General features: G+C 63.1%; 12 protein-coding genes. 8 read left to right on the forward strand and 4 right to left on the reverse strand.

The annotated features are described in order from the left end of the window. Positions 1-105 precede the first annotated feature (105 nt). Genes CQ14_RS23995 through CQ14_RS24005 form a run of 3 tightly spaced genes read left to right on the forward strand, consistent with a single transcriptional unit; the run spans position 106 to position 1723 of the window. Positions 106-495 carry a response regulator gene (locus tag CQ14_RS23995; protein ID WP_057860315.1) on the forward strand — a complete coding sequence of 130 codons (390 nt, stop codon included), beginning with the start codon at positions 106-108 and terminating at the stop codon, positions 493-495. Positions 496-526: 31 nt separating this feature from the next. Then, positions 527-1399 (forward strand): CheR family methyltransferase, encoded by an 873-nt coding sequence (locus tag CQ14_RS24000; protein WP_057860316.1) that lies wholly within the window; start codon positions 527-529, stop codon positions 1397-1399. Positions 1400-1402: 3 nt separating this feature from the next. Then, positions 1403-1723, forward strand: a complete 321-nt coding sequence (locus CQ14_RS24005) for a hypothetical protein (protein ID WP_057860317.1) — start codon at positions 1403-1405, stop codon at positions 1721-1723. Between the two features lie 252 nt (positions 1724-1975). On the opposite strand, the gene CQ14_RS24010 is transcribed toward CQ14_RS24005, so the two are convergent. Then, positions 1976-2314: a hypothetical protein gene (locus tag CQ14_RS24010; protein ID WP_057860318.1), complete on the reverse strand. Its 339-nt coding sequence runs from the start codon at positions 2312-2314 to the stop codon at positions 1976-1978. 142 nt (positions 2315-2456) lie between these two features. On the opposite strand from CQ14_RS24010, the gene CQ14_RS24015 reads away from it, so the two are divergent. Continuing rightward, complete coding sequence (locus tag CQ14_RS24015) at positions 2457-3098, forward strand: response regulator transcription factor (protein ID WP_057860319.1); 642 nt, start codon at positions 2457-2459, stop codon at positions 3096-3098. A 66-nt stretch (positions 3099-3164) separates the two neighbouring features. Here the strand turns inward: CQ14_RS24015 and CQ14_RS24020 are convergent, their stop codons facing one another. From CQ14_RS24020 to CQ14_RS24030, 3 genes are all read right to left on the reverse strand, one after another. Further along, entirely contained in the window at positions 3165-6671 is a 3507-nt protein-coding gene (locus CQ14_RS24020; protein WP_057860320.1) for a PAS domain S-box protein, read from the reverse strand. Between the two features lie 67 nt (positions 6672-6738). Further along, on the reverse strand, positions 6739-7164 hold the full coding sequence (locus tag CQ14_RS24025) for a response regulator (RefSeq protein ID WP_057860321.1): 426 nt from the start codon (positions 7162-7164) through the stop codon (positions 6739-6741). Positions 7165-7382: 218 nt separating this feature from the next. Next, on the reverse strand, positions 7383-8102 hold the full coding sequence (locus CQ14_RS24030) for a GntR family transcriptional regulator (RefSeq protein WP_057860322.1): 720 nt from the start codon (positions 8100-8102) through the stop codon (positions 7383-7385). Positions 8103-8238: 136 nt separating this feature from the next. Between CQ14_RS24030 and CQ14_RS24035 the strand changes: the two genes are divergently transcribed. Genes CQ14_RS24035 through araD form a run of 4 tightly spaced genes read left to right on the forward strand, consistent with a single transcriptional unit; the run spans position 8239 to position 12597 of the window. Beyond that, the gene (locus CQ14_RS24035) at positions 8239-9219 is read left to right on the forward strand and encodes an ABC transporter substrate-binding protein (protein ID WP_245320487.1); all 981 of its coding nucleotides are present in this window, start codon (positions 8239-8241) and stop codon (positions 9217-9219) included. Between the two features lie 5 nt (positions 9220-9224). Continuing rightward, positions 9225-9989: an ABC transporter ATP-binding protein gene (locus CQ14_RS24040; protein WP_057860324.1), complete on the forward strand. Its 765-nt coding sequence runs from the start codon at positions 9225-9227 to the stop codon at positions 9987-9989. Positions 9990-10000: 11 nt separating this feature from the next. Further along, positions 10001-10864, forward strand: coding sequence for an ABC transporter permease (locus CQ14_RS24045; protein ID WP_057860325.1), 864 nt, complete (start codon positions 10001-10003; stop codon positions 10862-10864). Then, entirely contained in the window at positions 10861-12597 is a 1737-nt protein-coding gene (gene araD, locus CQ14_RS24050) for an L-arabinonate dehydratase (RefSeq protein ID WP_057860326.1), read from the forward strand. Before CQ14_RS24045 ends, araD begins: the two co-directional genes overlap by 4 nt. Positions 12598-12638: the final 41 nt, after the last annotated feature.

Raw genomic sequence — 12638 nt, forward strand, 5'->3', positions numbered from 1 at the left:
CTCGACGGCCAGCTCATGGTCGTCCTCGACGTCGATCGCGTTCTCGAAATCGTGCCGAAAACAACCCTCGCAGCGTAACGCCGCGCGTCAAGCAAGGAGGCCAACATGAAAACCTGTCTTGTCGTCGATGATTCCAGCGTGGTGCGAAAGATCGCGCGCCGCATCCTGGAAGAAATGGATTTTCAGATCGTCGAAGCCGAGGACGGCGAGCAGGCGCTCGAAGCCTGCAAGGGCGCTATGCCCACCGCAGTCCTGCTCGACTGGAACATGCCGGTGATGGACGGCTACGAATTCCTCGGTCATCTGCGGCGCTTGCCCGGCGGCGACGTGCCCAAGGTGGTGTTCTGCACCACGGAGAACGGCATGGATCATATTTCGCGCGCGCTGCATGCCGGCGCCAACGAATACATCATGAAGCCGTTCGACAAGGACATCGTCGCCGCGAAGTTCCAGGAAGTCGGCCTGGTCGAGCTGAGCGACCAGAGCTTGATCTGAATCTTATCCGCTTGCCCTTGAGAGGCTACCCGTGACCCCGCCAGACTATGAGTATCTGCGTAAGCTCTTGAAGGATCATTCCGGTCTCGATCTGTCCGCAGACAAGCAGTATCTGATCGAAAGCCGTCTGCTTCCGCTATCGCGCAAATGCGGCGTGGCGGGCATCGGCGAACTTGTGCAGAAAATGAAGGGCGGGTCGTCATCGATCATCGCCCAGGTGGTCGAAGCCATGACCACCAACGAGACCTTCTTCTTCCGCGACAAGATTCCGTTCGAGCATTTCCGCGATACGATCGTGCCGGAGATGTTGAAGGCGCGTGCCGGCCGCAAGAGCATCCGGATATGGTGCGCCGCCGGCTCGACCGGCCAGGAGCCGTATTCGCTCGCGATGTCGCTGAAGGAAATGGGCCCGGCGCTTGCCGGCTGGCGCACCGAGATCATCGCCACCGACCTGTCGCAGGAAGTGCTGGAGAAATCGAAATCGGGAATCTACAGCCAGTTCGAGGTCCAGCGCGGTCTTCCGATTCAACTGCTCGTCAAATATTTCAAGCAGAACGGCGAATTGTGGCAGATCAGTCCGGAGCTGCGCGGCATGGTGCAGCATCGCCAGCTCAATCTGCTGCACGACTTCTCCCTGCTCGGCAATTTCGACGTCATCTTCTGCCGCAACGTGCTGATCTATTTCGATCAGGAAACCAAGATCAACATCTTCGGCCGTCTCGCCAAGGCGATGGAGCCGGACGGCTTCCTGGTGCTGGGCGCGGCGGAAACGGTCGTCGGCCTGACCGACGTGTTCAAGCCGTTCCCGGACAAGCGCGGCCTCTATCGGCCGAGCGGTGCACGGGCGGCATCCCCGCAGGCCGGCGCGTCGATGCCTAAAATCGCCGCGATGGCGGGACGGTGAGCGATGACGGAAGACGGCAAGGGCGCGGAGCGGGTCACGTTCAGCCGGGGCTATGACGTCTGCCTCATGGCGATCGACGGCACCTGGCGGCGGGACTGCCAGCTCAACGCGATCTCGGACACCGACGCCACGCTGACGGTGGAAGGCTCCATTCAAGGCCTCAATCTCAAGGAGTTCTTCCTGCTCTTGTCCTCGACCGGCCTCGCCTACCGCCGTTGCGAGCTTGTTCGCGTCAACGGCACGGAAATGGACATTCGCTTCCTGCGCGGCAAGCACGGCAAGAAGAAATCGGGTGCTTCGTCAAAGGCCGAAGCGGAAGCCTAAGGTGCGATCGGTTCCCACCGGCCGATTAGATCGGCAGCAGGCGGTTGTCCGGCCCGAACAAGCAAGGCCGTGGCTCATATTGTTGAGCGCTACGTCGAGCTTCTCCATCGTCGTGGCGGCATCCGGGTCCGAGCGCCGATGGCATGCCGGACACCAGGCAGCGATCGCAGCAGGTGGTTAATGGCGCGGGAAAGCCGGGGAGAAAATTTGCGGGAACATCCGAGGCTCCAGCAGGACGGCGCCGTGCCGTCCTTATGCCCCGACGACCGCAAGCGTCGGCAGGCTGGCGGCGTATGGATCGTCCGCGCCGGAGCCGAGCAGGGAGCGCAGGGCGATGCCAAGATTGACCTCGCAGGCCTGCACCGCGGCGGCCGCCTTCATGTAGCGAGGCGACACGTCGTCGAGGACGATGACGCCGGTGGAACTTTCCGGGCCGCCGGCTGAGGTATTCCTGGCGATCATCTCTTCAATCCGCCGCAGGCTGCTCTGGACATGCTCAATCAGGCCGGCGAGGTCCGAAACCACGGCGTGGCGGGCGTCATTCGGGTCGTGGGACGCCGGTGCGCCGCCGTCGCCAGCTGCGTTCAGCATGAGTGCACTCCTTAGTTACGTTTTTAGGCGTGCGTTGCTACTTGTGCGTTAAGCCGTGGTCCCGTACAAATACGGTCCGGTATGGTGTTGAATACCGTTATCCGAGTGTGAGTCACATTCAACCACGCATGGACGATGGAACATGGCTGAAAAGGCCCCCTCCCGCGGGGAGATCTTCGTAGTCGATGACGACCCTGCCGTTCGCGACACGCTTTCGATGGTTCTGACGGCAGGCGGTTATCAGGTCATCTGTTTTGCCGACGGCGCCGCGCTGCTGGCGATTGCACGAACGCGAACGCCAGCCTGCATCCTGCTCGATGTGCATATCCCCGGTAAGTCCGGTCTCGATATTCTGAAAGAGCTGCATGGCGAGGACTATCCTGCGCCGATCTTCATGATCTCAGGGCAGGGCGACATCGCCATGGCGGTCAGCGCCATCAAGAACGGCGCGCTGGACTTCATCGAGAAGCCGTTCCGTGGCAGCGAAATCGTGGCAAGGCTCGATGAGGCGATCGAGGCCTACGCCCGCCGGCAGGCGCAGAACGCGCCGTCGCGGATTGCGACCATGCATTTCCCGGGGCGGGAACCGCTCACGCGGCGCGAGCGCGAGGTGCTGGAGCAGTTCACCGCCGGCGCTTCCAACAAGGAAGCAGGGCGGCATCTCGGGATCAGCCCGCGCACGATCGAGGATCACCGCGCCAATATCATGAAGAAGCTCGGCGCGCGGAATGCCGCCGATCTGGTCCGCATCGTGATGACCACCCAGCGTCAGGGCCAGATCTGATCGCGGGCGCAGTGGCCTGATCGCAGACAAACCGGTGCACCCGGCGCAGATCTGCGGTGGCCGCGTTCAATCGGTGAGCGCTTTCCGGATCATGATCGCCATGTCGGATTTCCGATAGGGCTTGGCGAGCAGCATCACGCCTTCATCGAGCCGGCCGTGGTGAATGATGGCGTTCTCGGTATAGCCCGACGTGAACAGCACCTTCAACTCGGGCTTTACCTTCAATATCTCGTCGGCCAGCTGGCGGCCGTTCATGCCGGGCATGATCACGTCGGTGAACAGAAGGTCGAAGGCGTGGCCGGCGTGGACGAGCGCGAGAGCTTCGGTCGCGTTCGCCGCATCCAGCGTGACGTAACCGAGGGAGTGCAGCTGCGCCAGCACATAGTCGCGCACCAGCTTGTCGTCTTCCACCACCAGGATGGTCTCGTGGCCGCCCTCGACCGTCGGCGCCAGCGTCGCCTCGGTTGCCGGCAAGGTGCCCATGGCGGGCGGCAGGTACATCTTGATCGTCGTGCCGTGGCCCTCTTCGCTGTAGATCATGATGTGGCCCGCCGATTGCTTGACGAAGCCGTACACCATGCTGAGTCCAAGGCCGGTGCCCTTGCCCGGGCCCTTGGAGGTGAAGAACGGATTGAACACCTTGTCGAGCACCGCGGCGGGGATGCCGGTGCCGGTATCGCTCACCGCGATCATGGCGTAGCGGCCCGGCCGGACGTCGCTGTGCATCCTCGCATAATTCTCGTCGAGCACGACGAAGCCGGTTTCGATGATCAGTTTGCCGCCATCTGGCATGGCGTCGCGGGCGTTGAGGGCCAGGTTGAGGATCGCGGTGGCGAGCTGATTGGGATCGACGATCGCCGGGCACGTCTCGTCCTCGAACACGGATTCGATCTCGACATGCTCGCCGAGCGTTCGCTGCAGCAGTTTCGCGGTGTCGATGATCAGCGTGTTGACGTCGGTTACCTTCGGCTCGAGCGGCTGCTTGCGCGCGAAGGCGAGCAGGTGCTGGGTGAGATCGGCGCCGCGCGATGCCGCCTCGTCGATCATTCGCGTGATGGCGGCAAGCTGCGGCTCACCCTTGACGGCATCGGCGAGAATTTCGATCGTTCCCGTGATCACCGTCAGGATGTTGTTGAAGTCGTGCGCGATACCGCCGGTGAGCTGCCCCATCGCCTCCATCTTCTCGGCCTGCCGGATCCTGTCCTCGGCGGCGATCTTGTCGGTGAGATCGCGGACGAATGCGTTGAATACGAAGCCGCCGCGCGTCCTCAGCGCGGCGATGCTCAGCTCCACCGTGATCTCCTTCCCGTCCCTCCGCCTGATCTGAAGTTCGCGCCGGGGCTGACGGACCGCCTCGCCGCCGGAAAGCAGGAAGGCTTCCAGGGCTTTCTTGAGGGGGCCTTGCCCGTCCCGCCGGCCCATCAGGTCGAACACATTCTTCCCGAATGCTTCATCGCGCGGCCAGCCGAAGATATTTTCGGCCTGCGCATTCCAGTCCCGGATGAAGCCCTGCTCATCGACCTGGACGAAGGCGTCGAGCGCGGTGTCGACGATGCCACGGGCAAGTTGCTCGCTTTCGCGCAGCGCCTCCTGTGCCAGCCGGCTCTCGGTCATGTCGCGGCCGACGAAGAAGAAGCGCCTGACTGGCTCGGACCATGTTCCGAGCCATGACAGCCATACCTCTCGGCCGTCCTTGTGAATGCAGCGCGTGTCGGAAAGCTTCGGACGCTCGCCGCGCCGCGCCGCGCGCATTTCCCGCCGCGAGTTCTCGAGATGGTCGGGATGGATGAAGTCCTCCCCGCTGCGGCCGATCATTTCCTCCGGCCGGTAGCCCAATATCGCCTTGCAGCTCGGGCTGATCTGAACCAGGTTCCCGCGGGAATCCATCACCATGATCAGATCCTGCGAGGTCTCGAAAATGCGGCGAAGCTCTTCGGTCTGTTGCCGCAGCACCTGCCGGGTCTCGTTGGCTTCGGTGATGTCGCGCGCCACGTTCGAGATGCCGATGATCGCTCCCGAGGGCGACTTGATCGGGGAAATGCTGAGCGAAACTTCGAGCCGCCTGCCGTCCTTTCGCAGGCGCACCGTTTCGCTGTGCTCGATGCTTTCACCCCAGCTGATCCGGCGCAACGCGTCCTGCAACTCCGGCAGCCGGTCCTTGGGTACGAGCAGGGTGATGTTCTTGCCCGCGGCTTCCGCCGCGCTGTAGCCGAACAGCCGCTCCGCTGCCGAGTTCCAGCCGGTGATGGTGCCGTCGAGCGACGTCGTGATGATGGCATCGTTGGACGATTCGACCGCAGCGCTGAATAGTCGCTCGCGCTCGGCATGATGGTCGCGCGCGGCCACGGTGCGGCGATGCTCCTGCACCTCGCGTTCGAGAGCGGCGGTCTTCGCATTCACTTCGTCGATCGCCTGCGCAAACGCGCGCGCAAGTACGCCGGTCTCCCCGCGTGCTTCGACCGGAATGGAGATCCTCTTGTTACTGGCCACGCCCTGCACGGCTTCGGTCAACTGGACGATCGGGCGGGTCAGCGATCTCGCGACCAGCAGGGCCAGCACGACCGCGCCCGACATCGCGATGCCGCCGACCAGAAGGGAAGCATTTCTGATGCTCGTGGCCGGCGCCATGATGACGGAGTTGGGCGCCGTTTGAATGACGCCAGCCCATTCGACCCCCGCCAGAAGCGCGGGCGCGAAGGCTATTCCACCCGGCTGTCCGGCTTGATCGGGCACGATATCAGCGCTGGCTTGCATTGCCCCGGCCTGCGACGCCAGATGCGGGAAGTCGGCTTTCCAGTTGTTCGGCTTGCCGAGCAACGCGCCGAACTCGCGCGAGCGATCGGGATGAATGAGGTAGTCGCCGTCCTTGTTGACGACGTATATGGTCTCGCCAGGCAATACCGACGACCTGATGCGGTCGAACGCACGCCGCATGTCGAGATTGATCATGAAAAGGCCGAACCGTTTGCCGTCGTCTGCAAATATCGGCGTCGCGATGCGAAGCGTCGGCCTGTGCACCTCCTCGATCAGTCCGTTCCGGCGACCCAGATCGAGCGACGAGACGTAGATTTGTCCGGGGCTTAGCCGGATCGTTGCCGGGAAGTAGCTGCGACTGTCTCTCTTCAGCAATCCCTCTTCGGGTACAATCCGAACCGTATCATTCGGTCCCGCGCGATCGACGCGGACAAGCTCCCGGCCATTATCGTCAACGCCTATGATCCGAAGCATCGCATAGGCGGGCTTGGCTTCGAGTTCGGCTGCGAAATCCGAGGCAAGGCGGTCGCGCCAGGTCTTTTCGGAGACACCATCGACCGGATCTATACCGCCGGATCTGCGGGCGCGGATCAATCCGTGCAGCGCCGCTGCGGAACGAAAGCTCGCAACATCGCCGGTTGCGCTGGCCGCGTAGTATTCGAGGTCGGTGGCAAGTTGCCGTGATTGCGTCTCGATGCGGTCGCGGGCGCGCAGCAGGAGCGCCTGTTCCAGGTTGCGATAGCTCAGCCATCCGACCGCGGAAACCGCGATCGCGACCAACGCAATCATCGCGATGGCAAGCCTCGTTGTGAGCGTCATGTCGGTGCCCGCTCGCCCTCCCGCGCCGGCCGGCAAATCCGTCGGACTAAACCGATGCTATGGCGCATTACGGGGAGGAAGCAACACCGCTGCGCGGCGGCAAGTCACGTTCGGCGGCCTCCAGGCAGCCCGTGACGGCAGCCAGGAGGTCGGCGGGCCGGAACGGCTTCTGCAGACTGGAGACCGCGCCAAGCTTGGTCGCCATGGTCAGGAAGTCCGGGGCCGTGTCCGATTCCGAGGCGACCGGCCGGCCGGAGATGACGATGATCGGCATTTGCGGCTGGTGCTGACGAACCATCCGCATGGTTTCAAATCCGTCCATTCCCGGCATAAAAATGTCGAGGAACAGCAGATCGAAATCTCCGGTCTGACACAGGGCGAGACCTTTTCGGCCGTCATTCGCCGTGACCACGCTGTGGCCGGCACGCTCCAGCAGCAGGCGGATGGTCATCTGGACCGCCGCATCGTCATCCACGACCAATATTCGTGCCAAAGTAAAAGTTCTCCGGGCCCCGCTGGAATCAAGTGCACGGCGATCGAGTCTTGCCGAATCCCCGCATTGCTGCAACTGGTTCCCCTGCGGCGGCGTTCCGGCCGCACCGTCAGAAAGTCCCTATAAAATGCCCTTATGCGCATGATGTCAGGCAGACACAGGCCAGGCGCAGCGAGCGTGATTCGTCGGTGCGAACGACGCAGCGAGGCCGCTTGCCGTCAGTTGCTGAGATATTCCGGATAACGCGAGCGAATCTGGGCGAGTTCGCTGAGCGTGCCCGACAAGTGGGTGCGCAGATGCTTCTGCGCCTCTTCGGGTTCGCCGGCACCGATCGCCTTCGTAATCAGCTTGTGATGCCGCACGATATCCTGCGCCTTGCCGGGTGAGGGCAGGTGCATCCGGCGCAAGCGATCGATATGTCCGCTGCGGCTGCGCACCAGCGACCAGATGTCCTGCTTGTCGGTGGCGGCATAGAGCTGGGCGTGGAACTCGTTATCGGCGGCCATGAATTTTTCGAAGTCGCCGGCCTTGGCGAATTGCTGCTGGCGGGCGATCGTCGCGTTGAGTTCGGCGGCGAAAGCTTGGTCATGACGCAGCGCCAGCATGCGGACGATTTCGAGCTCGACGGCCTGGCGCAGGAAATGCGCCTGCTGCGCCAGCCGCACGTCGACCCGGCTGACCACGGTCGCATATTGCGGAAAGACGTCGACCAGTCCTTCCTCCTCGAGCTTCATCAGCGCATCCCGGATCGGCGTCGAACTGACGCCGAATTGTCCGGCCAGCGCGGCGCGCGACAACGGCGACCCCGGCGGCAATTCCAGCGAAATGATCATGCCGCGCAGGCGCTCGAACACCTGCGGCGCCGCCTGACGGTCGCGATCGAGCCGGTCGGCGGAGCGCGGGGTAACGCGGCGGGGAGCGACTTGCGGTGGTGCCATTCGAGCCGGTCGTTCCAGAAGGGGCTTGCCTCAGATACACTAATACATTAGTGCATCTCCCCCAAGAGCGTCAACGATAGACCGGAGGAGATGCACAATGAAAAACAGGGTGTGGAGCGCCTGCGCGGGCGCCGCGATGGTTCTCGCCATGGTGCTGCCGGGCGCGGCGGCGCTGGCCCAGCAGAAATCAGAGATTTCGCTGTCGCGGCAGCCGGGCATTTTCTACATGCCCTCGCACATCATGGAAAAGCACAAGCTGATCGAGAAGCACGCAGCCTCTCTCGGCGTGCCCGGCGTGACCACGAAATGGATCAACCTGAGCGGCGGCGGCGCCCAGACCGATGCGCTGCTCGCCGGCAGCGTCGATATCCTCAATACCGGAACCGGCAATCTGCTGCTGCTGTGGGACCGCACCCGCGGCGGCGTCAAGGGCATCGTCGCCACTTCGGCGCAGCCGATGACGCTGATCAGCCGCGATCCGCACATCAAGTCGATCAAGGATTTCGGCCCGAACGACAAGATCGCGGTGCCGACGGTCAAGGTCTCGACGCAGGCGATCGTGCTGCAGATCGCAGCCGCCGAAGCCTTCGGCGCCGACCAGTGGTCGAAGCTCGACGCCAATACGGTGCAGCTCGGCCATCCCGATGCCTATGTCGCCATGACCAATGCGCAGCACGAGGTCCGCAATCACTTCGCCATCCCGCCGTTCACCTTCCTCGAACTGAAGAACGTGCCCGGCGCGCATGTGGTGCTGTCCTCGCCGGACGTGATGGGCGGTCCGCTCAGCCAGGCGCAGTTCTTCACCACGACCAAATTCGCCGACGCCAATCCGAAGATCGTGCAGGCCGTGCGTGATGCCACCAAGGAAGCGCAGGATTTAATCCGCAGCGACACCAAGGCCGCGGTCGAGATCTACAAGGAGGTCACCGGCGACAAGACCAGCGCCGAGGATCTGCTGGCATGGCTGAAGGAGCCGGGCATGATGGAGTGGAACCTGCAGCCGCAGGGCACCATGAAGTTCGCCGCCCATCTGTCCAAGGTCGGGACGCTCAAGACCATGCCCAAAGCATGGACCGACTATTACCTGCCGGTCGCGCACGACCTGAAGGGCAATTGATCGCCATGACCGCGCTTCTCGATGTCAGTGACGTAACGCTGCGCTACAAGACCTCGAGCGCGGTCGTGACCGCGACCGAGCGGGTCAGCTTCACGGTCGATCGTTCCGACCGCTTCGTGCTGCTCGGCCCCTCCGGTTGCGGCAAGTCGACGCTGTTGAAGGCGGTCGGCGGCTACATGAAGCCGAGCGAAGGCAAGATGCGCATTGGCGGCCGCGAAATATCCGAGCCTGGCGCCGACCGGATGATGATCTTTCAGGAGTTCGATCAGCTATTGCCGTGGAAGACGGTGCTGGAAAACGTGATGTTTCCGCTGCTGATGACGCGCCGGCTGCCGCGCAAGGAAGCCGAGGCGCGGGCGCGCGCCTATATCGAGAAGGTCAGTTTGACCCGCGTCGTTGACTCCTATCCGCACACGCTGTCCGGCGGCATGAAGCAGCGTGTGGCAATCGCGCGCGGCATGGCGATGGAGCCGGATATTCTCTTGATGGACGAGCCGTTCGCCGCGCTTGACGCGTTGACGCGGCGCACTTGCCAGGACGAATTGCTGCAGCTCTGGGCGGAAACCAAATTCACCGTCCTGTTCGTCACCCATTCGATCGCGGAAGCAATCAAGATCGGCAATCGCATTTTGCTGCTGTCGCCGCATCCGGGCCGGGTCAAGGCCGAGGTCATCGATGTCGATCGGGTATCCAGCGAGGACGGCAGCGCCGCGCGGCTGGAAAAGCAGATCCACGATCTCTTGTTCGCCGACGCCGTGACGGCACATTGAGGGAGCACGCGATGGGTGAGGCAAAAATCCTGCTGCGCGATGCCGCTGATTTGGCGGCGGTTGTGCCGTCGGAAGTCGAGCGCAAGCTGACGGTGCTGGAGCTGTTGTGGAACGACGGCTTCGTTCGCAAATCCGTGATCATCATCTTCCTTGCCGCGGCCTGGGAGATCTACGGCATCGTCCTCGACAATCCGCTGCTGTTTCCGACCTTCCACGACACTATTCTGACGATGTTCGACAAGGTGCGCGACGGCACCATTCCCTTGCGCGCCTGGGCGTCGCTAAAAGTGCTGTTCATGGGCTATGCCGCCGGCATCATTCTCGCGGCGATCTTCACGATTCTCGCGATCTCGACCCGGATCGGCACCGACTTTCTCGAAACCATCACGGCGATGTTCAATCCCTTGCCCGCGATTGCGCTGCTGCCGCTGGCGTTGATCTGGTTCGGGCTTGGCAATGGCAGCCTGGTTTTCGTGCTGATCCACTCGGTGCTGTGGCCGGTCGCGCTCAACACCCATTCCGGCTTCAAGAGCGTGTCGAATACGCTGCGCATGGTCGGCCGCAATTACGGCCTGCGCGGCCTGCCTTATGTCGCGCGCATTCTGATCCCGGCCGCCTTCGGCTCGATCCTGACCGGCCTGAAAATTGGCTGGGCGTTCGCCTGGCGCACGCTGATCGCCGCCGAACTCGTGTTCGGCGTGTCGTCGGGACAGGGCGGTCTCGGCTGGTTCATCTTCGAGAACCGCAATCTGCTCGATATTCCCGCCGTGTTCGCTGGCCTGTTGACCGTGATCGTGATTGGTCTGATCGTGGAGAACCTGATCTTCCGCACCATCGAGCGCAACACCGTCCAGAAATGGGGCACCCAGTCATGAGCAGCAAGAAGAACCCCGCCGACCTCCGCAGCGCTCGCTGGTTTGCGCCCGACGATCTCCGCGCCTTCGGCCATCGCTCGCGCGCGATGCAAATGGGTTATGCGCCGGAAGAGTGGAAGGGGCGGCCTGTCATCGCGATCCTCAATACCTGGTCGGATGCGCAGCCCTGTCACATGCACTTCAAGAGCCGCGTCGACGACGTCAAGCGCGGCATCCTGATGGCGGGCGGCTTTCCGATGGAATTACCGGCGCTGTCGCTGTCGGAATCGTTTCTGAAGCCGACCACCATGCTCTATCGCAACATGCTGGCGATGGACGCCGAGGAATTGCTGCGCGGCCATCCCGTCGACGGCGTCGTGCTGATGGGCGGCTGCGACAAGACCACGCCAGGCCTTTTGTTGGGCGCGACCAGCATGGGGCTGCCGACGATCTATCTGCCGGCGGGGCCGATGCTGCGCGGCAACTGGAAGGGCAAGACGCTGGGCTCCGGCTCGGACGCCTGGAAATACTGGGACGAGCGGCGCGCCGGCAAGATTTCCGACAAGGACTGGGTCGATGTCGAAGCCGGCATCGCCCGCAGCTACGGCACCTGCATGACCATGGGCACGGCGTCGACCATGACGGCGATCGCGGAATCGATCGGCATGACTTTGCCCGGCGCCTCCTCGATTCCCGCCGCCGATGCCGGCCACATCCGCATGGCGTCCGAATGCGGCCGACGGATTGTCGAAATGGTGTGGGAAGACTTGACGCCGGAGAAGATCCAGACCCGCAAAGCGTTCGAGAACGCGATCACGGTCGCGATGGCGATGGGCTGCTCAACCAATGCGATCATCCATCTGATCGCGCAGGCGCGCCGCGCAGGCCAGGATATCGTGCTCGACGATTTCGAGAAGGCGAGCCGCAAGGTGCCCGTGATCGCCAATGTGCGGCCGAGCGGCGATAAATATCTGATGGAGGATTTCTTCTATGCCGGCGGCCTGCCCGGCTTGATGAGCCGCATCAGGGAGCATCTGCATCTCGACGTCATGACTGTCACCGGCCAGACGCTCGGTGACAACATCGCCCGCGCCGAGGTCTATAATGACGACGTCATCCGCACCGTGATGGATCCGATCTACAGGGAGGGCGCGCTGGCCGTACTCAAGGGCAATCTCGCGCCCGATGGCTGCGTGATCAAGCCCAGCGCCTGCGAGCCGCGCTTTCTCAAGCACACCGGGCCGGCGCTGGTGTTCGACGATTATCCCTCGATGAAGAAGGCGATCGACGATCCCAATCTGGATGTCACCGCCGATCACGTCCTGATTCTGCGCAACGCCGGCCCGCAGGGCGGCCCCGGCATGCCGGAATGGGGCATGTTGCCGATCCCGACCAAACTGGTGAAGCAGGGCGTACGCGACATGGTGCGATTGTCGGACGCGCGCATGAGCGGCACCAGCTACGGCGCCTGCATCCTGCACGTCTCGCCGGAATCCTATGTCGGCGGGCCGCTTGCGCTGGTGCGCACCGGCGACAAGATCACGCTCGACGTCAACGCGCGCACCATCAACCTCGATGTACCGGAGGCGGAGTTGGCCAAACGCCGCGCCGAATGGAAGGCGCCGGAGCCGCGCTACGAGCGCGGCTATGGCTGGATGTTCACCCGCCACATCAAGCAGGCTAACGAAGGCTGCGATTTCGATTTCCTGGAGACCGGGTTTGGAGCGCCGGTCAGCGAGCCGTCGATTTACTAACCGCCGTCATTGCGAGCGCAGCGAAGCAATCCATCTCACCG

The organism is Bradyrhizobium lablabi (assembly GCF_001440475.1).
In the GTDB taxonomy this organism is placed as follows: domain Bacteria; phylum Pseudomonadota; class Alphaproteobacteria; order Rhizobiales; family Xanthobacteraceae; genus Bradyrhizobium; species Bradyrhizobium lablabi.